This is a genomic window from Roseitalea porphyridii, from assembly GCF_004331955.1.
GTDB classification, from domain to species: Bacteria; Pseudomonadota; Alphaproteobacteria; order Rhizobiales; family Rhizobiaceae; genus Roseitalea; species Roseitalea porphyridii.
On record NZ_CP036532.1, the window covers coordinates 3,503,639 to 3,530,255 of the forward strand.

26 protein-coding genes and 2 tRNA genes are annotated in these 26,617 nt (G+C 67.3%); 14 read left to right on the top strand and 14 right to left on the bottom strand.

Going from position 1 to position 26,617, the window contains the following annotated elements; all coding sequences use genetic code 11:
• The first annotated feature begins 85 nt into the window (after positions 1–85).
• From htpX to E0E05_RS17145, 6 genes are all read left to right on the top strand, one after another.
• The gene (htpX, locus tag E0E05_RS17120; protein WP_131617796.1) at positions 86–1,051 is read left to right on the top strand and encodes a zinc metalloprotease HtpX; all 966 of its coding nucleotides are present in this window, start codon (positions 86–88) and stop codon (positions 1,049–1,051) included.
• Positions 1,048–2,442 (top strand): RsmB/NOP family class I SAM-dependent RNA methyltransferase, encoded by a 1,395-nt coding sequence (locus E0E05_RS17125; RefSeq protein WP_244597839.1) that lies wholly within the window; start codon positions 1,048–1,050, stop codon positions 2,440–2,442. The genes htpX and E0E05_RS17125 overlap by 4 nt, the downstream gene beginning before the upstream one ends.
• Before the next feature lie 117 nt (positions 2,443–2,559).
• Positions 2,560–4,221 carry a heparinase II/III family protein gene (locus E0E05_RS17130; protein ID WP_131617798.1) on the top strand — a complete coding sequence of 554 codons (1,662 nt, stop codon included), beginning with the start codon at positions 2,560–2,562 and terminating at the stop codon, positions 4,219–4,221.
• Positions 4,222–4,329: 108 nt separating this feature from the next.
• On the top strand, positions 4,330–5,946 hold the full coding sequence (gene purH / locus E0E05_RS17135) for a bifunctional phosphoribosylaminoimidazolecarboxamide formyltransferase/IMP cyclohydrolase (protein WP_131617799.1): 1,617 nt from the start codon (positions 4,330–4,332) through the stop codon (positions 5,944–5,946).
• A gap of 192 nt (positions 5,947–6,138) precedes the next feature.
• Positions 6,139–7,350 (top strand): L,D-transpeptidase family protein, encoded by a 1,212-nt coding sequence (locus E0E05_RS17140; RefSeq protein WP_192900424.1) that lies wholly within the window; start codon positions 6,139–6,141, stop codon positions 7,348–7,350.
• A 5-nt stretch (positions 7,351–7,355) separates the two neighbouring features.
• Entirely contained in the window at positions 7,356–7,595 is a 240-nt protein-coding gene (locus tag E0E05_RS17145; RefSeq protein WP_131617800.1) for a sulfurtransferase TusA family protein, read from the top strand.
• A gap of 29 nt (positions 7,596–7,624) precedes the next feature.
• On the opposite strand, the gene E0E05_RS17150 is transcribed toward E0E05_RS17145, so the two are convergent.
• Positions 7,625–8,824 carry a D-alanyl-D-alanine carboxypeptidase family protein gene (locus tag E0E05_RS17150; RefSeq protein WP_131618116.1) on the bottom strand — a complete coding sequence of 400 codons (1,200 nt, stop codon included), beginning with the start codon at positions 8,822–8,824 and terminating at the stop codon, positions 7,625–7,627.
• Between the two features lie 155 nt (positions 8,825–8,979).
• On the opposite strand from E0E05_RS17150, the gene E0E05_RS17155 reads away from it, so the two are divergent.
• Complete coding sequence (locus E0E05_RS17155; RefSeq protein ID WP_131617801.1) at positions 8,980–10,143, top strand: M20 aminoacylase family protein; 1,164 nt, start codon at positions 8,980–8,982, stop codon at positions 10,141–10,143.
• A 58-nt stretch (positions 10,144–10,201) separates the two neighbouring features.
• Here E0E05_RS17155 and E0E05_RS17160 read toward each other — a convergent pair whose 3' ends face one another.
• Complete coding sequence (locus E0E05_RS17160; protein WP_131617802.1) at positions 10,202–10,555, bottom strand: ArsR/SmtB family transcription factor; 354 nt, start codon at positions 10,553–10,555, stop codon at positions 10,202–10,204.
• Positions 10,556–10,674: 119 nt separating this feature from the next.
• Here E0E05_RS17160 and E0E05_RS17165 point away from each other — a divergent pair, with 119 nt between their 5' ends.
• From E0E05_RS17165 to E0E05_RS17180, 4 genes are all read left to right on the top strand, one after another.
• On the top strand, positions 10,675–11,109 hold the full coding sequence (locus E0E05_RS17165) for a YeeE/YedE family protein (RefSeq protein WP_131617803.1): 435 nt from the start codon (positions 10,675–10,677) through the stop codon (positions 11,107–11,109).
• Position 11,110: 1 nt separating this feature from the next.
• Positions 11,111–11,548 (top strand): DUF6691 family protein, encoded by a 438-nt coding sequence (locus tag E0E05_RS17170; RefSeq protein WP_131617804.1) that lies wholly within the window; start codon positions 11,111–11,113, stop codon positions 11,546–11,548.
• Between the two features lie 22 nt (positions 11,549–11,570).
• Positions 11,571–12,458: an MBL fold metallo-hydrolase gene (locus E0E05_RS17175; protein ID WP_131617805.1), complete on the top strand. Its 888-nt coding sequence runs from the start codon at positions 11,571–11,573 to the stop codon at positions 12,456–12,458.
• Positions 12,459–12,529: 71 nt separating this feature from the next.
• Entirely contained in the window at positions 12,530–14,278 is a 1,749-nt protein-coding gene (locus E0E05_RS17180) for a SulP family inorganic anion transporter (RefSeq protein ID WP_131617806.1), read from the top strand.
• A gap of 4 nt (positions 14,279–14,282) precedes the next feature.
• On the opposite strand, the gene E0E05_RS17185 is transcribed toward E0E05_RS17180, so the two are convergent.
• On the bottom strand, positions 14,283–15,059 hold the full coding sequence (locus tag E0E05_RS17185) for a class I SAM-dependent DNA methyltransferase (RefSeq protein WP_131617807.1): 777 nt from the start codon (positions 15,057–15,059) through the stop codon (positions 14,283–14,285).
• Positions 15,060–15,294: 235 nt separating this feature from the next.
• Between E0E05_RS17185 and E0E05_RS17190 the strand changes: the two genes are divergently transcribed.
• Positions 15,295–15,371 (top strand) — tRNA-Arg (locus E0E05_RS17190).
• Positions 15,372–15,484: 113 nt separating this feature from the next.
• Here the strand turns inward: E0E05_RS17190 and E0E05_RS17195 are convergent.
• The 5 genes from E0E05_RS17195 to E0E05_RS17215 form a co-directional block, all read right to left on the bottom strand.
• A complete protein-coding gene (locus tag E0E05_RS17195) occupies positions 15,485–16,084 on the bottom strand; it encodes a TetR/AcrR family transcriptional regulator (protein ID WP_131617808.1) in 600 nt (199 codons plus the stop codon).
• Positions 16,081–16,272, bottom strand: coding sequence for a Trm112 family protein (locus tag E0E05_RS17200; RefSeq protein ID WP_210215823.1), 192 nt, complete (start codon positions 16,270–16,272; stop codon positions 16,081–16,083). The genes E0E05_RS17195 and E0E05_RS17200 overlap by 4 nt, the downstream gene beginning before the upstream one ends.
• Before the next feature lie 146 nt (positions 16,273–16,418).
• A complete protein-coding gene (locus tag E0E05_RS17205; RefSeq protein ID WP_039724104.1) occupies positions 16,419–17,090 on the bottom strand; it encodes an LON peptidase substrate-binding domain-containing protein in 672 nt (223 codons plus the stop codon).
• A gap of 105 nt (positions 17,091–17,195) precedes the next feature.
• Complete coding sequence (gene trxA, locus E0E05_RS17210) at positions 17,196–18,203, bottom strand: thioredoxin (protein ID WP_131617809.1); 1,008 nt, start codon at positions 18,201–18,203, stop codon at positions 17,196–17,198.
• A 46-nt stretch (positions 18,204–18,249) separates the two neighbouring features.
• A complete protein-coding gene (locus tag E0E05_RS17215) occupies positions 18,250–18,795 on the bottom strand; it encodes a prolyl-tRNA synthetase associated domain-containing protein (RefSeq protein WP_244597843.1) in 546 nt (181 codons plus the stop codon).
• Between the two features lie 165 nt (positions 18,796–18,960).
• Here E0E05_RS17215 and E0E05_RS17220 point away from each other — a divergent pair.
• Both E0E05_RS17220 and E0E05_RS17225 read left to right on the top strand, forming a co-directional pair.
• Positions 18,961–19,035, top strand: a tRNA-Gly gene (locus E0E05_RS17220).
• Positions 19,036–19,241: 206 nt separating this feature from the next.
• Positions 19,242–20,003 carry a phosphatase PAP2 family protein gene (locus E0E05_RS17225; protein ID WP_131617811.1) on the top strand — a complete coding sequence of 254 codons (762 nt, stop codon included), beginning with the start codon at positions 19,242–19,244 and terminating at the stop codon, positions 20,001–20,003.
• A gap of 18 nt (positions 20,004–20,021) precedes the next feature.
• On the opposite strand, the gene E0E05_RS17230 is transcribed toward E0E05_RS17225, so the two are convergent.
• The 6 genes from E0E05_RS17230 to phnE form a co-directional block, all read right to left on the bottom strand.
• Positions 20,022–20,720, bottom strand: coding sequence for a DUF1868 domain-containing protein (locus E0E05_RS17230; RefSeq protein WP_131617812.1), 699 nt, complete (start codon positions 20,718–20,720; stop codon positions 20,022–20,024).
• Positions 20,717–21,766, bottom strand: coding sequence for a sn-glycerol-3-phosphate ABC transporter ATP-binding protein UgpC (ugpC, locus tag E0E05_RS17235; protein WP_131617813.1), 1,050 nt, complete (start codon positions 21,764–21,766; stop codon positions 20,717–20,719). The genes E0E05_RS17230 and ugpC overlap by 4 nt, the downstream gene beginning before the upstream one ends.
• Positions 21,763–22,551: a sn-glycerol-3-phosphate ABC transporter permease UgpE gene (ugpE, locus tag E0E05_RS17240; RefSeq protein ID WP_428977605.1), complete on the bottom strand. Its 789-nt coding sequence runs from the start codon at positions 22,549–22,551 to the stop codon at positions 21,763–21,765. The genes ugpC and ugpE overlap by 4 nt, the downstream gene beginning before the upstream one ends.
• Before the next feature lie 219 nt (positions 22,552–22,770).
• On the bottom strand, positions 22,771–23,652 hold the full coding sequence (locus tag E0E05_RS17245) for an ABC transporter permease subunit (protein WP_131617814.1): 882 nt from the start codon (positions 23,650–23,652) through the stop codon (positions 22,771–22,773).
• Between the two features lie 68 nt (positions 23,653–23,720).
• Positions 23,721–25,019, bottom strand: coding sequence for an extracellular solute-binding protein (locus E0E05_RS17250; RefSeq protein ID WP_131617815.1), 1,299 nt, complete (start codon positions 25,017–25,019; stop codon positions 23,721–23,723).
• Between the two features lie 240 nt (positions 25,020–25,259).
• A complete protein-coding gene (gene phnE / locus E0E05_RS17255) occupies positions 25,260–26,615 on the bottom strand; it encodes a phosphonate ABC transporter, permease protein PhnE (protein ID WP_131617816.1) in 1,356 nt (451 codons plus the stop codon).
• Between the last annotated feature and the right edge of the window lie 2 nt (positions 26,616–26,617).

The window sequence follows — 26,617 nt, forward strand, 5'->3', positions numbered from 1 at the left end:
GGGCTGCCTCGTCCATCTATATGGCGGTCGCCGGACCTGCGTCCAGCGGCCCTCTGGTCCATTTTCGACATGCGGAGCTGACACGATGAACATGGTCAAGACCGCCATGCTGATCGCCTTCATGACGGCCCTGTTCATGGGCGTCGGCTATCTGATCGGCGGCACGGGCGGCATGATGATCGCCTTCGTCATCGCGCTTGCGATGAATGCCTTTTCCTACTGGAACGCCGACAAGATGGTGCTGCGCATGAACGGCGCGGTCGAGGTCGACGAGAACAGCGCCCCCGAATATTACCGGATGGTCCGCGATCTGGCCGCCAATGCCGGCCTGCCGATGCCGAAGGTCTACATCATCAAGCAGGACCAGCCCAATGCGTTCGCCACCGGGCGCAATCCCGACAACGCCGCCGTCGCCGCGACGACGGGCCTGCTCGAGACGCTGACCCCCGAAGAGGTGGCCGGCGTGATGGCCCACGAACTGGCCCACGTGCAGAACCGCGACACGCTGATCATGACGATCACCGCGACGCTGGCGGGCGCGATCTCCATTCTGGGCAACTTCGCCCTGTTCTTCGGCTCCGGACGCAACAACCACCCGCTCGGCCTGATCGGCGTCCTTATCGCCATGATCGTCGCGCCGTTCGCCGCGATGATCGTGCAGATGGCGATCAGCCGCACGCGCGAATACTCGGCCGACCGGCGCGGCGCTGAAATCTGCGGCCGGCCCGACTTGTTGGCGAGCGCGCTCGCCAAGATCGCCCGGGCCGCCGGCCGGCACGTCAACGAGCCGGCCGAGCGCAATCCGGCGACGGCCCACATGTTCATCATCAATCCGCTCAACGGCCAGCGCGCCGACGGTCTGTTCTCCACCCATCCCGATACGCAGAACCGCATCGATGCGCTGATGGCGATGACCGACATCGGCGGCCAGCCGCCGGCGCGCGAAGCCCGTCCCTCGCCGGCGCCCGAACCGCGCCGCACCTCCGGCGTGCCCGGCACCGGACGGCGCTGGGGCCGTTCCGACGGTGGCGGCAGCGGGCCCTGGGGTTGAGTTCGGCCCGCCGGCGACCGCGCCGCGAAGGACCCTCGCACTCGCCCGCCGGCAAGCCCGGCCTTGCCGCGCGCCAGGCCGCCCAGCGCCTTCTGAGCGCCATCGTCGACGCCCGCACGCCGATGGACGCGCTCACCGACGACACCCACGGCCATCCGCACTATCTGGCGCTCGATGCGCGCGACCGGTCGCTGGTCCGCGCGATCCTGATGGCGGCGCTGCGCCACCGGGGCGATCTGGAAGCGCTGGTGACGCGCTTCACCGAGCGTCCGCTGCCCGACGGCGCCGCCTCCCTGCGCGCCATCATTCACGTGGCGCTCGCGCAGATCCTCTTCCTCGACGTGCCGAACCATTCGGCGACCGATCTCGCCGTCGCCGCCGCGCAGGCCGATCCGCGCAACCGCCGGTTCGCCGGGCTGGTCAACGCCCTGTGCCGCCGCGCGATCCGCGAATGCGAGGCGATCCGCGCGGAAATCGAGACGCAGCCGGTGCGCGCGCCGCAATGGTTCGCCGATCGCCTCGAGGCGGTCTACGGCGCCGACCGGGCGCGCGCGATCGAGGCGGTCCACCGGCGCGAGGCGCCGATCGACCTGACGCTGAAGGACCGATCGCCGGCCAACATCGCCGCCCGGGCACAGACACTCGATGCCTGGGCGCTGCCGACCGGCTCGCTGCGGCTTCGGCACGGCACCGAGATCGCCGCCCTGCCCGGCTTCGACGAGGGCGCGTTCTGGGTGCAGGACGCCGCCGCGGCGATCCCCGCGCGCCTGTTCGGCGAAGTGTCCGGCCGCCACGTCGCCGATCTGTGCGCGGCGCCCGGTGGCAAGACCGCGCAGCTCGCCGCCCTCGGAGCGAAGGTGACGGCCGTCGACCAGTCCGCCAACCGCCTCAAGCGCCTGCGCGCGAACCTCGACCGGCTGGACCTTTCCCAGGCGTGCGAAACCGTTGCCGCCTCCCTGTTCGACTTCACACCCGACAGACCGTTCGATGCCGTGCTGCTCGACGCGCCCTGCTCGTCGACGGGCACCGTGCGCCGCCATCCCGACGTGCCCTGGACCAAGTCGGACGCCGATATCGTCAAGCTGGCGGACCTGCAGGCGCGCATGCTCGCGAGGGCCGCCACCCTCGTCGCGCCCGGCGGCCTGCTCGTCTTCGCCAATTGCTCGCTCGATCCGCGCGAGGGCGAGGACGTCGCCCGCGCCTTTGCCGCCGACCAGGACAGCTTCACCATCGATGCGGTGTCCGCGGCCGAATTGCCGGGCCTTGAAGACTGCCTGACGGCCGAGGGCTTCGTGCGCACCACGCCCGCCGACCTGCCGGCGCCCGCCGGCGAGATCGCGGCCGGCGGCGTGGACGGCTTCTTTGCCGCGCGGTTCAGAAGAACTGTCTGATTTGCAACGAAAAGCACCCGTTTGGCTTTACTTGACATTGAAGCTATTGTTTCGCTTCGACGGGGAAACAGGGCAGGTGCCGTGGCAGGGTCTCGCTGGAGCGCGCAGCCGGGATATTTGGGCGTCAGCCTGGGGCTGTACTGGCAGCGTTTTCGATACTGGTTGCAGGCGGGCTCGGTCAGCAACTGGCGCCTTGTCGGTCCCGTTCCGGCGCGCCTGCTGCTTTCACCCTCCTGCCTGAGACCGTCCGACCCCCTGCTTGCCCGCGACTTCTACCAGGGCCGCTTCACTTTCGCCGGCCGGACCGTCGAGGCGGGCAGCCGGTCGCCGTTCCTCGCCGAGCCGCCCTCGGCCGCCTGGCACGGCGAACTGCACGGCTTTCGCTGGATACGTCATCTCGCCCACGCCGGCACCGACCTTTCGGCCAGCCAGGCGCGCGCGCTGATCGACGACTGGATCTTAGAGCATGGCAAGCGGCTGCGCGATCCGGCCTACGATCTGCCGATCACGGCCAGCCGCATCGTCTCCTGGCTGCAGCACGCCCGCTTCGTTCTGCGCAACTCCGACCACGCCTTCTACCGCCGGTTCATGATGTCGCTGGCCCGACAGGTGCGCTATCTGCGCAAGGCGGTGCGTGCCCAGCCCGAGAGCATCGACACGCTTCACGCCGTGATCGCACTGGCGATCGCCTCTCTGGCCCTGCCGACTCGCGAACGGCGCCGGCAGCGCACCGCCCGGCTGCTCGAGACGATGCTCAAGCGGCAGATCCTGCCCGATGGCGGACACGTCACCCGCAACCCGGCCCATCTTCCCGAACTGCTCGCAGACCTGCTGCCGCTGGCCCAGTGCTACCTGGCGGCCTCGCGCGCGGTGCCGCCCGAACTGGTGCGTGCGATCGACCGCATGTTTCCCCGCCTCAGGGCGATGCGGCATGTCGACGGCCATCTCGCCCTGTTCCACGGCGCCGGCTTCTCCAAGACCGACCTGATCGCGGCCGTGCTGCGCCTCGACCAGACCGAGGGCGGCAGCGGCGCGCGGGCCGTCCAGAGCGGCTACTACCGCCTTGAGGCGGGCGAGACCGTGGTGATCGCCGACACCGGCACGATCCCGACCGGCATCGACGGCACCGACTGCCACGCCAGCGCGCTCGCCTTCGAGATGTCGTCGCGCCGCAGCCGGATCGTCGTCAATCTGGGCACCGACCGGTTGCAGCGCAGCGAATACGGGCCGATCGCGCGCGCCACCGCCGCCCATTCGACGCTGTCGATCGGCGATGCCTCCTCGGCCCGGTTCCGGCGCTTTTCGGGCGCCCCGCGCCGCTCGCGCTGGCGGCCGACCGCGCGACCCGGTCCGATCGGGGTCGATGACTGGCGCAACGGCGAGATGACCGGCTTCACGGCCAGCCATGACGGCTATCTGCGGCCCTTCGGCCTGATCCACGAGCGCGGCATCGCCGTCGCTCCCGACGGTCGCCGCGTCGACGGCTTCGACCAGTTGCGCCCGCCGAGCCGCCGGCGCCGGGCGCCGGTCGAGGCGCTGCTGCGGTTTCACCTGCATCCGGCCGTGCGCGTCGAGCCGACGCGGGTCGAGAACACCTTCGTTCTGCATGTCGACGGCGACCGCTGGGCGTTCCGCGCCGTCGGCGCGCCCGCATCGGTCGAGCAGAGCCTTTATCTCGCCGCCGTCGCGGGCCCGGCCCCCACCGCCCAGATCGTCGTGACCATGGCCTGGCCCGATGTCGAACGGGTGAGCTGGCGTTTCGAACGGCTCGGCGACTGACGCGCCGGTTTTTTGCTGTGGTTTGACGCGTCCGGCCGCGCCTAGCCGGTGGGAGTGGCGGCCGAAACCCATTAAGGCCGAAACGATCAGACCCGCCGGAAACCCGCCATGGCCATCGCATCGAAATCCATCGCCCCGCCCGACGCCGTCCCGGTGCGTCGGGCGCTTCTGTCGGTCTCCGACAAGAGCGGCCTCGTGCCGTTCGCAGCCGCGCTCGCCGAGCGGAACATCGCGCTGGTCTCGACCGGCGGCACGCGCCGGGCGCTCGCCGAGGCCGGTCTGGCCGTCACCGACATCTCCGAGGTGACCGGCTTTCCCGAGATCATGGACGGACGGGTGAAGACGCTGCACCCGAAGGTTCATGGCGGGCTGCTCGCCGTGCGCAACGATCCCGACCACAGGGCGGCGATGGAAGAGCACGCGATCGAGGGGTTCGACCTCGTCGTCGTCAATCTCTACCCGTTCGAGGAGGTCGCTGCCGGCGACGCCGATCCGCTGACCGTCATCGAGAACATCGACATTGGCGGGCCCGCCATGGTGCGCGCGGCGGCCAAGAACCACGGCCATGTGGCGATCGTCACCGATCCGGCCGAATACGAGGCGGTTCTGGGGCAACTTGACGCCAATGACGGCGCCACCGGTCTCGACCTGCGGCGCCGGCTCGCCGCCAAGGCCTTCAAGCGCACCGCGAGCTACGACGCGGCGATCGCCCGCTGGATGGAGGGCGCGCTTGAGGCCGAACCGTTCGAGGTGCACGACGCGCTCGGCGGGACCCTTGCGGCGACGTTGCGCTACGGCGAGAACCCGCACCAGGCCGCCGCCCTCTACCTGACCGGCGCGGCGCGGCCGGGCGCCGCGACCGCCACGATCCTGCAGGGCAAGGCGCTGTCCTACAACAACATCAACGACACCGACGCGGCCTTCGAGCTGGTCAGCGAGTTCGGCACCGAACGGCCGGCGGTGGCGATCATCAAGCATGCCAACCCGTGCGGCGTGGCGCTCGGCGAGACGCTGCTCGACGCCTATCGCGCCGCGTTCGACTGCGACAGGACCTCGGCCTTCGGCGGGATCGTCGCCGTCAACCAAACGCTCGACGAGGAAACCGCCCGGGCGATGGTCGACATCTTCACCGAAGTGGTCATCGCGCCCGAAGTCAGCGAGGGCGCCCGCGCGGTGTTCGCCGCAAAGCCGAACCTGCGCCTTCTGGAGACCGGCGGCCTCGCCGACCCGCGCGCGGGGGGCCACATGATCCGGCCCGTCGCCGGCGGCTATCTCAAGCAGGATCGCGACGCGGCGACGGTGGAGGCGATGGACCTGCGCGTCGTCACGGCGCGCGCGCCCGGGCCCGACGAGATGGCCGACCTGCACTTCGCCTTCCGGGTCGCCAAGCACGTCAAGTCAAACGCGATCGTCTACGCCCGCGAGGGCGCGACCGTGGGCATCGGGGCGGGCCAGATGAGTCGGGTCGATTCAAGCCGGATCGCCGCGCGCAAGGCGCTCGACGCCGCCGAGGCGCTCGGCCTCGCCGAGCCGCGCACCAAGGGCTCGGTGGTCGCTTCCGACGCCTTCTTCCCGTTTGCAGACGGGCTCGTTTCGGCGATCGAGGCGGGCGCCCGCGCCGTCATCCAGCCCGGCGGCTCGATCCGGGACGAGGAGGTGATCGCGGCCGCCGACGCGGCCGGCGTCGCCATGGTCTTCACCGGCGTCCGCCATTTTCGCCATTGAGGCGCGGTACAGACCCGGATCACGCGTGCCGGGACACGGTTTCGCCATCGCTTTGCCGCATTCGCGCCTATGATCCGGCACGCTGTCGGCGAACGCCGCTGACAACAATGTGATGGTCGCCGCGCAACCTTGCGGTAACCATTTGTCAACGATAATGGATTGACGGAAACCGAAGTTCGGGGACACCCATAGATGCGATTGCGTACGGCTCTCACCGCTCTTGCGCTGTCGGCGGCCGTGGTTCTGAGCGCCTGTCAGGGCAGCGACGTGCTCAACATGGCGGCGGAAGCACCCCTGCCGCGCGATGTCGTCAACATCATGCAGGCCAAGGGCATGACGAAGTCATCGCCCATCATGATGCGCATCTTCAAGGAAGAGGAAATGCTGGAGGTCTGGAAGCAGACCGACACCGGCGTCTACGACCTCGTCAAGACCTACGAGATCTGCGCCTTCTCCGGCGACAAGGGGCCGAAGTTCGCCGAAGGCGACCGGCAATCGCCCGAGGGATTCTATTTCGTCAACCGGCGGCTGCTCAATCCCAACTCGAGCTACCATCTGGCCTTCAATCTCGGCTTTCCCAACGCGTTCGACCGCGCCCATGGGCGCACCGGCTCGTTCCTGATGGTTCATGGCGACTGCTCGTCGCGCGGCTGTTACGCGATGACCGACCAGGGCGTCACCGAGATCTATGCTTTCGCGCGCGACGCGCTGCGTGGCGGTCAGCAGAACGAGTTCCAGGTGCAGGCCTTCCCGTTCCGCATGACGCCGGAGAACATGGCCAAGCACCGCGACAGCCCCCACTTCGAATACTGGCAGATGCTCAAGTCGGGATACGACCATTTCGAGCTGACCCGGACCCCGCCCAAGGTCGACGTCTGCGACCGGCGCTACGTCTTCAACCAGATCCCCGAGGACGGCGATTTCAACCCGCAGGCGCAATGTCCGGATATGTCGATGCCCGAGCCGCTCGCGCTCGCCTACACCACGCTCAAGCAGCAGCATGCGCTTCAGTTCGAACGCGCCGTCGCAGATCTCGAGGGCCGGTCGATCAATCTGCAGGAAGGCATGATCGACATGCTGACGCCGCGCGGATCGGTCGAACCGCTGACGCATGAGGAGATCATGCGCCGGGCGCGCGCCGCCTACCGGGCTTCGGCGCCCGCGACAACGGTACCCGCGCCGATCGCCACGGCGCCCGAGACCGCCGTTGCAGCCGCGCCGGCAGCGGCACCTGCCGCAGCGCCCGCGTCGCCGGCCCCCGCGGGATCGACACCGCTCACCGCGATCGTGCCCGGCACGGGCGGAGCGATCGTCGCCACCTCGAGCGCGTCCGGCCTGACCGCAAGGCCCGTGACGACGACCGGGGCCGGCACGCCGCTGCCCGACCAGCGCCCGGTCCAATAGCCGTCATGGCCACCGGCTCCGGTTCCGCCGGCGAATATGATCTGCGCGGGCTGAACTGCCCGCTTCCCGTCCTCAAGACGCAGAAGCGCCTGCGCGACCTGGCCACCGGCGACCGGCTCTGGGTCCGCACGTCCGACCCGCTGGCGGTCATCGACATTCCCAATTTCTGCCGGGAGAAGGGCCATGGCCTGGTCGAGACCGAGACGGTCGAGGACGGTCATCGCTTCCTGATCGAGCGCGGCTGACCGCCAGCCGTGCGGCGGCGGCGTTCCTGTCAGCCGCTTTCCGGGCGCGGTTCGGGGACCGGCGCTTCGAAGCCCGGCCGCAGTCGGTACTCGTCCATCTCGGCGTCGCTCGCCAGCGAGGGACGCTCGGGGCGCGGCAGCGGCACGGGGAAGGGCTCGAACACCTCGTCGCCGACGACGATCGCCGTGCGGCTTTCCCCCTCGGCGCCGCCAAGACCGACGCGCACGGCGCGCGGCTCCCGCTCCATCGTGCCGATCAGGCCGCTGTCGAAAACGATGTTCCCGTCGACGTCGCGCCCGTCCCAGCGCGCCGCGCGCGCCTCCTCGGTGCACACGACCGGCCGCAGGTCGGCCGGCACGCCATCGGCATCGGCCGGACCCGGGACGGCATCGAGCGTCGGCGCCGTGTCGGTCGCCGGCCCCTTGGTGAAGCCATCCTCGAGCAGCACCGCGCTCTCCTCGGCCCGCGCCTTCTGGCTGGCCGTTCCCATGACGATGGACGCGAGCGTTCGCCCCTCGCGCGTCGCCGTCGCGGCGAGGTTGAAGCCCGACGCGCACACGAAGCCGGTCTTCATGCCGTCGGCGCCGGCGAACCGGCCGAGCAGCAGATTGTAGGAGGGGATGAGCTGGTCCTCGCCGAACGCGATCGCCTCGGTGCTGAAATAGCCGGCATACTGGCCGAAGTCGCGGCGCAGCGCCCGCACCAGCACCGCCATGTCGCGCGCGGTCGTATATTGCGCTTCGTCGTGCAGCCCGTGCGGATTGACGAAATTGGTGTTCGTCATGCCGAGCCGGGCCGCCTCCTGGTTCATCCGGTCGACGAACGCGGTCTCGCTGCCGGCGACCGCCTCGCCGAGCGCCACCGCGATGTCGTTGGCCGAGCGCACCACGACCATCTTCAGCGCATTGTCGACGGTCATCACCGAGCCGGCCGGATAGCCCATCTTCGAGGGCGGCGTGGAAACCGCGTTGCCGGTCACGCGCACCGGCGACTTCAATGTCAGCTCGCCCGCCTCGATCGCCCGGAAGGTGACGAGCGCGGTCATCATCTTGGTCAGCGAGGCCGGGCTCCAAAGTTCGTGCGCCTGTTCGGCATGCAGGACCCGGCCGGTTTCGATCTCGAAGACCAGCTCGGGGCCGGCCAGCGCGGGCCGCGCCATGCCGGCCATCACCAGCGCGATCGCAAGGCCTGCTGCGCAGCGGGCCAGTGCATGGCCGGCAATCTTCATGACGGTTTCGGACAAGCCCCATCTCCCGCAAAGGACGACCCCTGTCATCAAACAGAATGGGTCGGCCCTGACAACCGTCCATTGATGACATGGCCGTGACGGGCAGGCTATAGAGGGATGAAACCCGACCCCGATCGAGCGAGGCGCAGCGACCCATGGCCCTATTGAACCGAGCCGCCGAACTGCAGGGCGAAGCCAGCGAGTGGCGTCGCCATCTGCACGCCCACCCCGAACTGTTGTTCGACGTGCACGAGACCGCCGCCTTCGTCGCCGACAAGCTGCGTTCTTTCGGCTGCGACGAGGTGGTCACGGGCCTTGGCCGCACGGGCGTGGTCGGCGTCATCAGGGGCAATCGCGGCGAAGGCGAGACGATCGGCATGCGCGCCGACATGGACGCGCTGCCCATCACCGAGGCGACCGACGTGCCTTACAAATCCTCCGTCGCCGGCAAGATGCATGCCTGCGGCCATGACGGCCACACCGCCATGCTGCTGGGCGCGGCCAAATATCTCGCCGAGACGCGCAATTTCGCCGGCACCGTGATCGTCATCTTCCAGCCCGCCGAAGAGGGCGGCGGCGGCGGCGACGAGATGGTCAAGGACGGCCTGATGGAGCGGTTCGGCATCGACCGGGTCTACGGCATGCACAACATGCCCGGCGTCGAGGCCGGCGCGTTCGCCATCAAGCCCGGTCCGCTGTGCGCGGCGACCGACGAATTCACCATCACCATCACCGGCAAGGGCGGCCACGCGGCGATGCCGCACCGGTCGATCGATCCGATCGTCACCGGCGCGCACCTCGTCACCGCGCTGCAGTCGATCGCCTCGCGCAACGCCGATCCGCTCGGCTCGATCGTCGTGTCGGTGACCAAGTTCCAGTCCGGCACCGCCTACAACGTCATCCCCGAAAAGGCGCTGATCGCCGGTACGGTGCGCACGCTGGACGAGGACATCCGCAAGCTCGCCGAAGAACGCATGCACGCCATCGCCCACGCCACCTGCGAGGCGCACGGCGCCGAAGCGCATCTGGTCTGGAAGCGCGGCTATCCGGTCACCGTCAACCACGAGGCGGAAACCGCGGTCGCGACGGCCGCGGCCGAGGCGATCACCGGCGCGGGCACGGTTCCGACAGACATCAAGGCGATGATGGGCGGGGAGGACTTTTCCTACATGCTCAACGCGCGGCCGGGCGCGATGATCCTGATCGGCAATGGCGACAGCGCCGGCCTGCACCATCCGGCCTATGACTTCAACGACCAGATCATCTCGGCCGGCATCAGCTACTGGGCGAAACTGGCCGAAACCAACCCGGCGCGCTGAGCGCGGAACCCGTCGCGGCGACATGCGGCCCGACGGCGTCGCCACCGGGCGGCGTGCCTCAGCCCGCCGTCTCGGTTGCCGTGGACGCGGCCTGATCGTCAGCCGCCGCCTCGATGCCGTGCGGGCAGTATAGATCGTGCAGCACCGCGAGCACCTCGGTCACTTCCCGGCCGTTCAGCGAATAGTAGATGGTCTGCGCGTCGCGCTCGGTCTTCACGAGGCCCGCCTCGCGCAGCTTGCGCAGATGGTGCGACATGGCCGGCTGCGACAGGTTCACCGCCTCGGCCAGCTTGACCACGCTCCATTGCTTCTCGGACAGTGCGCACAGGATGCGCAACCGCACCGGCTGCGACAGCATCTCCATCAGCCTCGCCGCCTCGGCGATGTGCGGTTCGAGTTCGTCGATATTCATTATATAAGGCCTCTTGAATATTCGATGCATGGAATATAGCTAGGGGATCGCACCGGCGCAAGCCGGCGCTCTACAATCGGGCACGACGCCCGCAGAACACGTTGGGAGTACGAGACACGATGGCGACCGAATTCACGCCTTTCCTGTCGCTCGCGGGCGGCATCCTGATCGGCCTTGCTGCCACCTTGCTGATGGCCCTGCATGGCCGCATCGCCGGCATGACGGGCATTCTCGGCGGCGTGCTGCCGCCCTTTGCCGATGACTGGCAGTGGCGCGCGGCCTTCCTTGCCGGCGCGATCGCCGCCCCTGCGGCCTTTCTGGTCGCAGGCGGCACCATTCCGTTCGCCGTGCCGGTGCCCGTCTGGGCTATGGTCGTCGGCGGCCTGATCGTCGGCATCGGCGTTCATTTCGGTGCGGGCTGCACCTCCGGCCACGGCGTGTGCGGCATGGCCCGCCTGTCGCCGCGCTCGATCGTCGCCACGATCACCTTCATGATCACGACGGGCATCACCGTCTATGTCGCCCGCCACCTGCTTTCGATCGGAGTTGCCTGACATGCGCATCGTTTCAGCCCTCATCATCGGCGCCATCTTCGGCTTGGGCATCGCCATCTCCGGCATGGCCAACCCGGCCAAGGTGATCAACTTCTTCGACGTCGCCGGCACCTGGGACCCGAGCCTGATCTTCGTGATGGGCGGCGCCCTCGTGACCACCGCCATCGGCTACCGGGTGGTGTTCGGCACGCGCGCGCAGCCGCTTTTTGCGGCGAGCTATTCGCTCCCCACCCGCACCGATCTTGACGCACGCCTGATCGGAGGCTCGGCCCTGTTCGGCGTCGGCTGGGGCATCTCGGGCTTCTGCCCGGGCGGCGCCATTCCCGCGCTCGGCCTCGGCGAACCGGCCGTGCCGATCTTCATTGTGTCCATGGCGACCGGCATCGTGCTGGCCCGCACCGTGCTGACCAGAACCCTCACCAGGACGGCCTCCGCCTGAGGCGGCCGAAAAGGAGAAAGAAATGACCCTTCCCTTCACACCCCAGACCGACGTCAAGCCCGAGATCGAAGCCTTCTTCGATCCGCAGACCAACACGATCTCCTATGTCGTCAAGGATCCCGGCTCCAACGCCTGCGCCATCGTCGATTCGGTGCTCGACATCGACTACGCCGCCGGCCGGCTGTCCTACGAGAGCGCCGACGCGATCATCGATTACGTCAAGCGCAACGAACTTGTCGTCGAATGGATCATCGAGACCCACGTCCACGCCGACCATCTGTCCGCCGCCCCCTATCTTCAGGAAAAGCTCGGCGGAAAGACCGGCATCGGCGAGAAGATCACCATCGTGCAGGACACGTTCGGCAAGGTGTTCAACGAGGGCACCGAGTTCCAGCGCGACGGCAGCCAGTTCGACCGTCTGTTCAAGGACGGCGACAGCTACACGGTCGGCGCGATGACCGCCCATGTGATCGCCACGCCCGGCCACACCCCGGCCTGCCAGACCCATGTGATCGGCGATGCCGCCTTCGTCGGCGACACGCTGTTCATGCCCGACGGCGGCTCGGCCCGGGCCGACTTCCCCGGCGGCGATGCCGGCACGCTGTACGATTCGATCCAGCGCGTGCTGTCGCTGCCCGACGAGACGCGCCTGTTCATGTGCCACGACTACGGCCCGAACGGACGCGACATCAAATGGGAGACCACGGTCGGCGACGAGAAGACCCACAACATCCATGTGGGCGGCGGCAAGGGCAAGGACGAGTTCGTCAAGATGCGCACCGAGCGCGATGCGACGCTCGACATGCCCAAGCTGATCATCCCCTCGCTTCAGGTGAACATGCGCGCCGGCGAGGTGCCGTGCGACCAGGACGGCAACCCCACCCTCAAGGTCCCGCTCAACAAGCTCTGAGCGCGACGGCGGTCCGGAGACCCCTCCGGACCGCCGCTCCCTCCACCGCGACAACAGGAAAGCGACACACGATGGCCGGGCCGTCCCTTTCGGTGAAGCGCTATTTCCCCGTGCTCGATTGGGGTCGCGGCTATAATGGCGAGACACTGACCGGCGACCTAGTCGCCGCGGTAATCGTCACGATCATGCTGATCCCGCAGTCGCTCGCCTATGCGCTGCTCGCCGGCCTGCCGCCCGAGGCGGGCCTTTACGCCTCGATCGCGCCGATCGTCCTTTACGCGCTGTTCGGCACATCCCGCGCGCTCGCCGTCGGACCGGTCGCCGTGGTCTCGCTGATGACGGCGGCGGCCATCGGCAAGGTCGCCGAACCGGGCAGTTCGGACTACATCATCGCCGCGCTGACGCTGGCCCTGATGTCGGGCGCGCTTCTCGTCGCGATGGGCCTGTTCCGGCTCGGCTTCGTCGCCAACTTCCTGTCGCACCCGGTGATCGCCGGCTTCATCACCGCCTCGGGCATCCTGATCGCGGCGAGCCAGCTCAAGCACATTCTCGGTGTCGACGCGCACGGCCACACCCTGCCGGTGATCCTGGGCAGCCTGGTGTCGGACCTCGGCGCCATCAACTGGCTGACCGTGCTGATCGGTATCAGTGCCACCGCCTTCCTGTTCTGGGTGCGCGGCGGTCTGAAACCGCTTCTTGTCCGCATCGGCATCCTCGACCGGCTGGCCGGCCATCTGGCGCGCACCGGCCCCGTCTTCGCCGTCGCGGTGACGACGCTCGCAGCCTGGTGGTACGATCTCGGCGAGGCGGGCGTGAAGCTGGTCGGCGACGTGCCGCGCGGCCTGCCGCCGCTGACCCAGCCGTCCTTCTCGCCGGATTTGTGGCTGGCGCTCGCCGGCCCGGCGGTGCTGATCTCGATCATCGGTTTTGTCGAATCGGTCTCGGTCGCCCAGACGCTGGCCGCCAAGCGGCGCCAGCGCATCGATCCCGACCAGGAACTGATCGGCCTGGGCATGGCCAATATCGGCGCCGGCTTCACCGGCGGCTATCCGGTCACCGGCGGCTTCGCGCGCTCGGTCGTCAATTTCGACGCCGGCGCGCAGACCCCGGCCGCCGGCGCCTTCACCGCGATCGGCCTTGCCGCCGCCTCGCTGACCATCACCCCGCTCATCGCATTCCTGCCGCAGGCGACGCTGGCCGCGACCATCATCGTCGCCGTGCTGAGCCTTGTGAACTTTTCGATCTTCCGGGACGCCTGGACCTATTCGAAGGCCGACTTCGTCGCCGTCACCGCCACGGTCGCTGTCACGCTGATCGTCGGCGTCGAGGCGGGCGTGACCGCCGGCGTGCTGCTGTCGGTGCTGATCCACCTCTACAAGACGTCAAAGCCGCACATGGCGGTGATCGGCCAGGTGCCGGGCACCGAGCACTATCGCAACGTTCTGCGCCACGAGGTGATCACCGACCCGCACGTGCTGCAGTTGCGCGTCGACGAGAGCCTTTACTTCGCCAACGCCCGCTATCTGGAAGATCGCATCTACGCGATGGTCGCCGACCATCCCGAACTCGAGCACGTCGTGCTCGCCTGTCCGGCCGTCAACGCCATCGACATGAGCGCCCTCGAATCGCTCGAGGCGATCAACGCCCGGCTCGAGGCGCTGGGGGTCAAGTTCCACCTCACCGAGGTCAAGGGCCCGGTGATGGACCGGCTCAAGCGCAGCCATTTCCTCGACGATCTGACCGGTCAGGTGTTCCTCAGCCAGCATCAGGCGATGCGCACGCTCGGCGGCGCGCAGCAGGGCGCCCGCGCCGCCGAATAAACGCTCAGCGCGTCGGCCGCGCCGCCATGAAGTCCTCGGGGATGTCCGCCGTCTTGCGCGCCACCAGCGCGAAATAGAACAGCGGCTCGCCCTCCATCGAGAGGCGATGCCGGTAGCGCTCGAGGTGATGCAGGTCGAGATATTCCGAGAAGATCAGTTCGCGAATGAAGCGCGAAAAGCCCGACCGGTCGCTGTCGTCCAGGAACGTCTCCTTGATGTTGAAGGCGATCCATCCATCGTCCTGCACGAAATTGATCGCTTCACGAAAAGCCTCGACCGGAATGTCGGCGAAGCCGAGCGCGGCAACGAGCGTCAGGCAGTTGAACGACCAGCTTTCCAGTTCGGCCTTCATGCCCGCGTCCAGCGCGGTGAAGTCGGCCACATAATATTCGTCATAGGCGCCCGGCCGGTCCCGATGCGCCGCCTCGCGCGCCTCCTCGATGATGTCCGCGCCGACCATGCGCGACACGCCGTGGGCGCGCAGCGCCTCGCCCATCATGCCGTTTCCGGCGCCCAGATCGAGCACCCGCAGCTCCAGCGTCGACTGCTCGCCCGCATCGAGCGTCCGCTTGAGGATCTCGGCCACCTTGGTCGGCGAGGAGCACTGCAGCCGCTCATAGAAAAGTTGCTCGTACAGGCCGTTCCTCTTGTAGATTTCATCATAGTCGTGAAACCTTATCCTTCGCTCGTCGCCGTCTTCGACGACATAGAAATAGGCTTCGTCCTGCGCGAGGTCTCTTTCTTCTTTTCTGTCGAACTTGATTCTATGTCGTTTACTCATCGTAGAAATTGACATGACATTTCCCTGGCGGCCTGAAGCGCCGCAAACCTCTCCATTTCGATGTTTATAGTAAGACCCTCGCTATGACACAAAGCGCCCGGCAAGGCAAACCGGCCACGCGCCATTGTCACGCGTTTGCCACCAATTCCGCTGGGGGCGACGCGCCCTGCCGGTCCAGCAGCGTGCAAATCGCCCTTGGCCTGCCCGGTGCCCTTGGGCTATCAGGGCTCGGCGTGGTCCCGTAGCTCAGCAGGATAGAGCATCAGATTCCTAATCTGAGGGTCGCAGGTTCGAATCCTGCCGGGATCACCATTTCCAGACGCGTGCCGCCGCCGGCCAATCCGGCGCGCAGGTTACGGTTCGAGGTTTCTCCTCTCACCTCCACCGAGCCACCCGGGTCCGGTGTCGCGAACCGCCCCGTCCCCTCAGCCCTGCGCGATATGGCGCTCCATGCGCATGAACGCTTCGGCCAGAACCGGCGCTTCGCCGAGCGCATGGCCGAGCGCAATGCCGCCCTGCCATTCGCATACGAACGCCCGGGCGCGCGCCAGCGCCAGTGACGGGCGAAGACCGGTGCGGCCGAGTTCGGCGGCGACGAAGCCGGTCAGGACGGTGAAGCTGTCCGCCGCGCGCCGTGCCGCCTGCGGCGCTTCGGCGCGGAAGTCGCGGCTCGCACCGGCGATCGGGCAACCATGGGCGAGCCGGGACGCCTGCGAGGCCTTGAGGCGGCCGACCAGCGCCTTGAGGCGGCCCCGCGGGTCGGCCGTTTCGGCGGCCACGTCCTCGACCAGCGCTTCGGTCTGGCCGACGAAAAGGTCGGCCACCGCCATGGCGAGATCGGCCTTGGTCTTGTGGTAGTAGTAGACATTGCCGAGCGGCACGCCCGCCGCCGCGGCCACCTGCGCCAGCGAGGTGCCGGCATAGCCGTTCTTCCAGAAGCATTCGGCGGCCGCCTGCGCGAGCGCCTCGCGCCGGCCGTCGCCGCGCTTGCGCGGTGCGGACCGCGTGTCGGGCGCCGCGCTCACCGGCCGGCCCCCGGCACCGGCTCGTCGCGCAGCGGGCGCGCCTCCGACGGCAGAAGGATCGGCACGCCGCCGCGAACCGGATAGGCGAGCCCGGCGGCGTCGGAGACCAGTTCGTTGGCCTCGGCATCGTAGTGCAGCGGTTTCTTGGTCAGCGGGCAGACCAGAAGATCGAGCATGGCCGTATCCATGCCGCCCGGCCCGTTCCTCGCCTCGGCTCCGGCATCGTCGTCATCCGGCGAGCCCGCCATCGGCGTGGCCCCGGATGTCGCGGCTTCTTCCTCGGATTTGTCATCGGCCATGATGGTGCGCGCGAATCGACCCGTTGCACCCGATCCTACTGCAGCGTGCGGGCGTAATCATCATTGTCGCGGGCCAGCGACATCTCGGTGATCGCCACCAGCGTCTCGGCGCGGCTCTTCAGGTCCGGCGCCTCGAGCAGCGCCTGCTTTTCGGCCGGGCCGTACGGCGACATGACCGACAGCGCATTGACGAGCGAGGCGTTGTTGGCCTTGTTGACGCTCGACCAGTCGGCCTCGAGCTGGTTGGCCTCCAGATAGGCGCGGAAGGCTTCCAGCAGCTCCTCGCGATTGACGTCGCCGCCCTCGTCCTCATCGGCGAGGTCGGAAACGAACGGGGCGATCCGCGCCTGCCGGAAGGGCGTGGTCACGTCCAGTTCCTCGATGATCCGGAAGCGGCAGATGCCCTCGAGCGTGATCAGGTAGCGCCCGTCGCCGGTCTCGCTGTGCGCGGTGATCCGGCCAAGGCACCCGATCTTGCAAAGGTTGGGCTTGTCGGGACGGCCGACATCGCCGCTGAAGGCGGGCTGCACCATGCCGATCACCCGGCTCGCCTTAAGGGCCGTGTCGAACATCGCCAGATAGCGTGGCTCGAAAAGGTTGAGCGGAAGCTGGCTGCCCGGCAGCAGCAGCGCACCCGACAGCGGAAAGACCGGCACCACCGCCGGCACATCGTCGAGATCGCGATATATGGCGTTTCCAGCCTGCATCTGCGCTTACCAGTGATGGGCCTCAATTCTACGGTCTAGATGGGGCGCCGCCTTCCGACAACAACCCCTGCCCGGTCCGCGTGGCGCCAGCGCGCGCACGGCCGGTCAGCGAAACAGCATCGTCGACAGCTTGCGGCGCGCCCGAACCGTCGCAGGATCGGTCTGGCCCCAGGCCTCGAAGAACTTCAGAAGTTCGAGGCGCGCGCCGTCCTCGCGCCATTCGCGATCGGCCTTCATGATCTCCAGAAGCTGCTCGGCCGCCCCGTCGCGATCGCCCTGCGCATTGAGGATCTGTGCGAGATCGAAGCGGGCATCGTGATCGCCCGGGTCGTCGGCGAGGCGGGCCTCGAGCGCGGCCGGATCGCCGATCTGGGCAACCTTGTCGGCCAGTTCGAGCTTGGTGCGCACCGCCTGCAGTTCGGGCGCCTCGCGCATCGTCTCGGGCGCCTGGTCGAGCATCTGCCGCGCCCTGTCCTCCTGACCGTGATCGGCCATCAGGCCGGCCATGCCGCCATAGGCGGTCGCGTTTTCCGGCTCCTGCTGCAGCACCATGGCGTAGATCTGGGCGGCGCCGTTGATGTCGCCGGCGGCGGCAGCCTGGGCGGCCTGATCGAGCGCCTCGGCGATCGCCGCGCCCTGCGCGCCGCCACCGCTGGTCTTGATCAGCTTTTCGATGAAGGCCTGCACCTGGCTTTCGGGCTGCGCGCCCATGAAGCCGTCGACGGGCTGGCCGTCGACGAAGGCGAGCACGGCCGGGATCGACTGGATGCCCATCTGCCCCGGAATGGCCGGATGCTCGTCGATGTTCATCTTGACCAGCTTGACCTTGCCGCCGGCCTTCCGGACAGCCGCCTCGAGCACCGGCGTCAACTGCTTGCAGGGCCCGCACCAGGGCGCCCAGAAATCGATCAACACCGGCTGGTTGCGCGATTCGGCGATCACGTCGTTCTGGAATTCGGCGGTGCTGGTCTCCTTGATAAGTGCCCCGCCGGCCGGGGCGAGCGGGTTCGCAGCAGGATCGCCGCCCGCCGTCCCGGCGCCGAATTCGACCGTCTGCGATCCGTATGCCGGTGCGTTGCCGCCGGCCGCAAATGGGTTGTCGTTCGATGTCATCGGTTCGCTCTCCGCCCGGCGCGCTGAATGAAGGTGATTTTGGACCCTATGTCGCCTCTGAACCACTCAGATTCAAGACGGTGAAGGCGTGTCCGGTCGCCTCGACGAAACGCTTCAGATCCGCGCGCCGGATCGAGGTCGTCGCATCGTTGCGCAGCGGATGGCCGTTGATGATCTCGTGCGCCATCAGCGCCTCGTCAAAGATCAGCGTCACCTTCCGGTCCGTGTCGTTGACGATGCCGAAGCAGGTCACCGCGCCCGGCACCACGCCGAGCAGTTCCATCAGCGCCTCGGGCTTGCCGAACGAGACGCGGCCCTGCGCGCCGATCACCGAGTGGATGCGCTTGAGGTCGATCTCGGCCGTCTCGCCCACGGTCAGCAGGAAATAGCGGCCCTTCTTGTCCTTCAGGAACAGGTTCTTGGTGTGCCCGCCGGGTATGTCCTCGCGCAGCGCCTGGCTCTCTGCAACCGTGAAGACGGGCGGATGCTCGCGCGTTTCGGTGCGGATCGAGAGCCGCTCCAGAAAGGCCAGCAGTTCGTCCGATGTCAGCGGTGCGGTGCGTTCTCCGGTATCCTCTTGCGATCGTGTCACGCCGGCCTCCAGCCCCGGTTCAGGTCGCGGTTCCAGGCCGCCTTCTAGGCCCGGCGCCCGCCTGCCCGCAAGGGTGCCGGCGTACCGGACCCGGGCCAACAATACCCCTTGCATTTGCCGAACGCTTGCGCCATTAAGCGGCGGTTCGGCGCCGGCCGGACGTGAGCGGGCGTAGCTCAGGGGTAGAGCACAACCTTGCCAAGGTTGGGGTCGTGAGTTCGAATCTCATCGCCCGCTCCAGTTTTCTTCATTGAAATGATATGCGATCGGTCTCGGCCATTGGCCGTGCAGGATCATCTGCGCGTCGGCGAGCATGCGTGGCGGCGTCCGGCAAGTGACGCCGCGGCCAGACCTCTTCCTGTTACCGTCAGATGGCCATGAAACCCTGTGCCGCTCTCATGACAGGCCGCGCGGAACCTGCGCCGCGGTCGCGGGTTTGAACCGCGATGGTCGATCGAAATCTCAGGACCACGGCGCGCTGGCTGCGGGCCAATGTCGAACTGCGCACGCTCGTCTCGCTGGCGCTTGCGATCAGCGCGGTCTGGGCGTTCGCCGAACTCGCCGACGAGGTGATCGAGGGCACCACGCGCAATCTCGATCGGGACGTGCTGCTGATGCTGCGCGAGCCGGGCAGCCTCGACGATCCGCTCGGACCGGCCTGGCTCGAAGAGGTCATGCGCGACCTGACCGCGCTGGGCGGCGTTGCCGTCCTCACTCTCACGCTGGTGGCCGTCGCCGGCTTCTTCATGCTCCGGAAGCGGCTCGGCTCGACGGCCTATCTGTTCGCGGCGGTCGGCGGCGGCCTTCTGATCTCCACCGTCGCCAAGGAGCTGTTCGACAGGCCGCGCCCCGATCTCGTCACGCACGGCTCGTACGTGCACACGGCAAGCTTCCCGTCCGGCCATTCGATGATGGCGGCGGTCGTCTACCTGACGCTGGGCGTTCTGATCTCGCGCGTGCTGCCGCAGCGGCGCCAGAAGAGCTACGTGCTGGCGATCGCCGTTCTGGTGACCGTTCTGGTCGGCATCAGCCGCGTCTATCTGGGCGTGCACTGGCCCACCGATGTGCTCGCCGGCTGGCTTGCCGGCCTCGCCTGGGCGTTCATCTGCGTTCTGGGCGCGCGGGCGCTGGCCCGGCGCGGCCATGTCGAGCGCGAAGCCGACGAGGCCGGGGCCTCGAACGAGCCGGTTGCATCGGCACGCCGGTGAGACCCGACCCGAAGCGCGTCAGACCGGACGGAACAGCGTCATATTGTCGAAAAGGCACAACTCCGGCGGACCAAGCTCGAAGGGCGGAACGAGATCGCCGAGCCGGGGCGCAAGCGCATCCATCGCACCGTCCGCCGCCCGCGCCGTCGCAGGGTCGGGCCAGGCGATCAGGTAGCCCAGGGTCAGATGAAAGCGATAGTCGTCATGGCCCGGACGATCGGCCATGCCGAGCCTTTCTGCGCACGCGGCGCGGAACCGGCGAAGCGCCTGTTCCTGGCGCGCCGAGCCGGCTGCAAGGGCGAGCCCCAGCGCGTGGTGCTCCCAGCCGAACAGTCCGGTCGCGTGCATCGTCACCGGCTCGTCGAGGGCGGGCAGGTCGGCAAGCCGCGAAAGGACGAACGCGTCGGCCTGATCGTCGGAGGCGTCGACGGGCAGATCGGCGGGCCAGAAGCCCGGAGCGCGCCGGTCGTGCAGGAGCCCGTCATAGACCGTCATGTGCCAGCTTCGCTCGGGGGTGAAGGCGTGGCAGTCCCCGGCGGGTCCTTCGGCGATCTTGGCGACGAGGTCGGCGATCGCCGCACGGCCCGCCGCGTCGCGGCGATGGCATACGACGGTGTTGCCCGAACAGCGCACCGGCCGTTTGGCCGCATCGAACCGGATATCAACAAAGCGCGGCGGCGCGCCGTTCGCCGTCGCGAGCGCTTCGGCGAGGCTCACAGGCGGCGTCCGGAACCGTGATCGAACAGGTGCAGATCCTCGCCGCGCAGGCGAAGCGGCACGGCCCCGTCCGGCGGCGGCTCGTCGGCCGACTGGTTGGCCGTGAAATGCTGGCCGCCGACCGTGCCGTGAACCAGCCGCACCGCGCCCAGTTCCTCGACCGTATCGACCGTCATCATCGGACCCGGCGCGTCGCCGTCATTGGCGAAATGGGCCCGCTCGGGCCTTATGCCGAGCGTCACCGGGCCGTTGGCGCGGACCGGCGCCTCGATGCGCGCATCGCCGATGCGCAGGCCGCCATCCTCGGTCTGCGCCTCGAGCAGGTTCATCGGCGGAGCGCCGATGAAGCTGGCGACGAACACGGAGGCGGGATTGCTGTAGACCTCGGCGGGCGTGCCGATCTGCTCGACCTCGCCCTGGTTCAGAACGACGATCCGGTCGGCAAGCGTCATCGCCTCGACCTGATCGTGCGTGACGTAGATCGCCGCGGTTTCGAGGCGCCGCTGCAGCCGCTTGATCTCGAGCCGCATCTGGTTGCGCAGCTTGGCGTCGAGATTCGACAGCGGCTCGTCGAACAGGAAGATGGACGGATCGCGGACGATCGCCCGCCCCATCGCCACGCGCTGGCGCTGGCCGCCGGAAAGCTGGCTCGGCTTGCGTTCGAGGAAATCACCGATCTGCAGGAGCTTTGCGGCCTCGCGCACCTTGCGGTCGATCTCCTCCTTCGGCGTGCCGCGGTTCTTCAGCCCGTAGGCGAGGTTCTTGTAGACGGACATGTGCGGATAGAGCGCATAGTTCTGGAACACCATGGCGATGTTCCGGTTCGCCGGCTCGATGTCGTTGACGACGCGACCGTCGAGCACGATCTCGCCCTCGGTGACGCTCTCGAGCCCGGCCACCATGCGCAGCAGGGTGGACTTGCCGCAGCCGGACGGGCCGACGAAGACGACCAGTTCGCCCTGCTCGACGGTGACGTCCACCCCTTTGACGGCGAGCGCGCCGTTCGGATAGCGCTTGACCGCGCCGTTGATCGAAAGCGTCGTCATTTCTCGCTCTCCACGAGCCCCTTGATGAACATGCGCTGGAAGAAGATGACGATGGCGACCGGCGGCAGCATCGCCACGATGGCGAGCGCCAGCGCCTCGTTGTAGTCGGGAATGTTCGAGCCGATCCAGACCTGCAGGATCTGCCTGATGCCGCGCACGACCGTGTAGAAGCTCTCGTCGGTCGTCATCAGGATCGGCCACAGATACTGGTTCCAGCCCAGCACGAACATGATGATGAAGATCGCCGCGATCATGGTGCGCGACAGCGGCACCAGAATGTCCCAGAAGAAGCGCAGCGGTCCGGCTCCGTCGATGCGCGCCGCCTCGAGCAGTTCGTTCGGCACCGACTTGAAGAACTGCCGGAAGAAGAAGGTGCCCGTCGCCGAAGCGATCAGCGGCAGGATCAGGCCGGTATAGGTGTTCAGAAGGCCGAGCCCCTGGACCACCTCGTAGGACGGCAGGATCCGCACTTCGAGCGGCAGCAGCAGTGTCGAGAAGATCACCCAGAACGCCAGCGTCCCCAGCGGAAAGCGGAAATAGACGATCGCGTAGGCTGCCAGCATCGACACGATGATCTTGCCGATCGCAAAGCCGAGCCCGAGGATGGTGGAATTGATCAGCATGCCCCATCCCGTCACGGTCTTGGTGAAGCCGCCCTCCTCGAACAGGACGGCCGTGTAGGTCGGCACGAGATTGTCGCCCGGGATCAGCTGCATGCCCCCGCTGTGGATCGTCACGGCATCGTGCGTGGACGTCGTGAAGGCGACCACGATCGGCCCCATCATCAGGAAGACGCCGAACAGCAGCACGATGTGCTCGACGATCTGGTTGCGCCGGATCAACGCGCCGACCGGGCGCGGCCGCGCTGCGGCACGGGTCTTCGTATCGGCGAGACCGGCGGCTCTGCGCGCCGCCTCCGGGGCGGCGACCCCGCGCGGCGGATTGACGTCGGAGACGGTTTCGTCTGTCATCGCGGAACCTCCGGACGAGAGTTCATTTGCCGGCTATACATAGTGGACCCTTCGCTCGATCAGCCGGAACTGGACGATCGTCAGCGCCAGAACGAAGATCATCAGGATCACCGACTGCGCCGAGGAACCGCCCAGATCGTTGCCCCGGAAGCCGTCGAGGAACACCTTGTAGACCAGCGTGACCGGATTGTTGCCCGGCTCGCCCTTGAGCATGACGTCGATGATGCCAAAGGTCTCGAAAAAGGCGTAGGTGATGTTGATGATCATCAGGAAGAAGCTGGTCGGTGCCAGCAGCGGAAAGATGATCGTCCAGAACCGGCTCGACGGGCTCGGATTGTCGATCGCGGCGGCCTCGCGCACGCCCTTGGGGATCGACTGCAGGCCGGACAGGAAGAAGATGAAGTTGATCGGGATCTGCTTCCAGGTCGCCACGACCATCATCGCGATTGCGCTGTCCCAGTAGTCGACGCCGACCTGCATCTCCCAGCCGAACAGCGCCACGAAGCGGACGATCGGACCGATGTGCTGGTCGAACAGCATGATGCCGATCAGCCCGGCGACCGGCGGAGCGATGGCGTAGACCCACATCAGGAGCGTCTTGTAGGGCCCCTGGCCGCGCAGCACATTGTCGGCCGCAACCGCCAGTATGAGCGCGATCGCCAGCGAGACGAAGGTGACCACCGCCGTGAAGATCAGCGTGAACCACGCAACGCGCATGTAGTCGGACCGCGTCACCGCGTCGGTGTAGTTTTCGAAGCCGACGAACGTCTCCGAGCCGAAGAACGGGTCGGACAGAAAGAACGACGACCGGATCGCCTCGGCCGAAGGCCACAGGAAGAAGATCGCGATGATCGCCATCTGCGGCAGCAGCAGCAGATACGGATAGATCGGCGTGGTGAATTGCGCTTTGTACATGGGCGGTCCCGACGCAGGAATGCCGGGAGCGCCACGGGCGCTCCCGGCGGGTCGCTATGGCGGGTCGATCAGCCGCTCTGCGTCTGGGCGAAACGCTCCAGCAGGCGGTTGCCTTCTTCCTCGATGATCTCGAACGCCTCGTCGACGGTCGCCTCACCCGAGAAGATGCGGCCATATTCGCGGTTCATGACGTCGCGGATCTGGACGTAGAAGCCCATCCGGTAGCCATTGTTCCACTCGCCGGCCCGGCCCTGAAGCTGCTGGATGCCGACTTCGGCCTGCGGGACCTCGTCGTAGTAGCCCTGCTCCTTGGCCGTCTCGTAGGCTTCGGCCGTGATCGGCACGTAGCCGGTTTCCCTGTGCCAGAACACCTGCGGGTCGGCCGAGGACAGGAACTCGAAGAAGGCCGCGGCCGCTTCGTTCTCCTCGTCCGGATGGCCCGACATGGCGAACAGGGCCGCACCGCCGATGAAGGTGTGGTAGGGCTCTTCGGTCACCGCTTCCCAGTAGGGCAGGAAGGTGGCCGAGAAGTCGAAGTCGGCCGACTGGCGCAGACCGCCGAACGAGCCCGACGAACCGAGCCACATCGCCACTTCACCGTTCTCGAACGGCGCCTGGTTGTCGCCCCAGCCGGTGCCGTAATAGCCGAACAGGCCGGCATCGATCCATTCCTTCACCTTGGTGAAGTGCATCTTCAGCGGCTCGACATTGACCAGAAGTTCGGTGCCCTCGGCGCCCTCATAGCCGTTCGCATTGGTGGCGAACTGAAGGTTGTGCCGCGACATGAAGTTCTCGGTGAAGATCCAGGGCAGGTGCGACTGCGCCATCGGCACGTAGCCGGCTTCCTTCAGCGCGGGCGCGATCTGCTCGAACTCTTCCCAGGTGGTCGGCGGTTCGACGCCGGCTTCCTCGAGGGCCTCGACATTGTAGTACAGGATCGGCGTGGAGGAGTTGAACGGCATGCCGACCATCTTGCCGTCGGCGTCGGCGTAGAAGTTGGCAACGCCCGGAATGTAGTCGTCGCGGAACTCGATGCCGGCCTGCTCGATCAGGTCCTGGGCCGGGATCACCGCGCCCTCGGCGCCGATGATCGTGGCGGCGCCGGCGTCGAACACCTGCACGATGTTGGGATGCTCGCCGGCGCGGAAGGCGGCGATGGTGGCGGTCAGGGTCTCTTCGTAGTTGCCCTTGTAGATGGGCGTCAGGTTGTATGCGTCCTGGCTGGCGTTGAACTGCTCGGCAACCGCGTTGGTGGCTTCTCCGAGCGCGCCGCCCATGGCGTGCCACAGTTCGATTTCGACCGGCTCGGCGTTTGCCACGGACATGGTCAGGGCAAGCGCGGAGGCCGCCATAAGCGCCTTTTTCATCGTCGTTCTCCCAAGGGTGTTGTTGATGGATGGGTACATCGAGGGTTCGATATGGGCGGCCGTTGAACGATCGATGACAGATCGACGAAACAATTGTGACAGCGCGTGCGGCGGGCGAAGACCGTCATGAAACTGTCATCAGGGGCGCGCCGGCGGGCCGCTTCCGGGGCCCCAAGATGTGGAAAAGGCTATGCCGGGCCGGAACCGGAAAGCCGGCGCGATCGCCCGTTGCCGCGCGTCCTACGAAGACCGGCCGATCAGCTTGCTGCGCAGCCAGCCCGACAGCGTGTCCATCATGATCACCATCAGGACGATCAGCACGATGTAGTAGCTGACCTCCTCCCAGTCCTTCTGGGTGATGATCGCCTGGGTCAGCAGGAGGCCGATGCCGCCGCCGACAATCGCGCCGATCACGGTCGCGCTTCGGGTGTTGGATTCGAAATAGTACAGCACCTGGCTCAGGAAAATCGGGACGACCTGCGGCATCACCGCAAAGCGGGCGCGCTGGAAGGCGTTGGCGCCGGTGGACTGCACGCCCTCGATCTGCTTGTCGTCGACATTCTCGAGCGCCTCCGAGAACATCTTGCCGAAGCTGCCCGCGTCGGTGATCGCGATGGCGAGCGAACCGGTCAGCGGTCCGGGCCCGAAGGCGCGGCTGAGGATGATCGTCCAGATCAGCCCGTCGACCCCGCGCACGAAATCGAAGATGCGTCGCACGAACTGGCGCAGGATCCGGGACGGGGTGAAATTCAGCGCGGCGATGAAGGCCAGCGGCAGCGCCACGAGCGCGGCGGTCATCGTGCCCAGAAACGCCATCAGGATCGTCTCGAAGATGGCCCACATGACGTCCTTGTGCCGCCACATCTGGTTGTTCCAGAAATCCGAGACCATCCCGACGAAGTTCGGCCGCGCGGGATCGACGCGCTCGCCCCAGAGCGCCAGCGCGGTCAGTTCGCCCAGGCTCTTGCCGTGGAAAGGGCTGTCGAGCGTGAAGAAGAAGAGCTCCCAGCCGTAATCGTACTTGAACGTCTCGGTCCGGTTCCGGGTCAGCGACAGGCGACCGGCGTCGGTCGTCAGCGTCGCCCGGGTCCGCGAGGCGTTCAGGTCGACCGTTTCGGGCAGCGCCGCCTCCGGCGTGACCACCTCGACCCGGTTGTCGACGAGGCCCAGAACGATCTCGCCATAGCCCGGATAGCTGTAGATCGCGCCGTCCTCGACATAGGTGACGACATGGCCCTGCCCCAGATCGATGATCGGCCCCGTTTCGCCGAATTCGACCCAGTCGGGCTTGGTGCCCTCGGGGTAGGTTCCCTTGTTCTCGCCTTCGATCGCGATGGTGATCATATCGTTGCGCGCATCACGCTCGACATGGGTCTTGTAGGAGACGAAGTCCGAAACGAGGATGCGCGCATTGTCCATCCGCGCCCGCTCGACGAGGCCTGCGATGTCGAAGGCGAAGAACACGTAGACCAGATAGAGGAAGATGATCACCGGGACCGAGATCGCGGCCCATTTGCGCCGGTTCATCGACCGCGCGACCAGATCCTTCAGTTCGGCGCCCGAGGGTGCGGACGATGCGGTGGCGGTGCCGGACATGG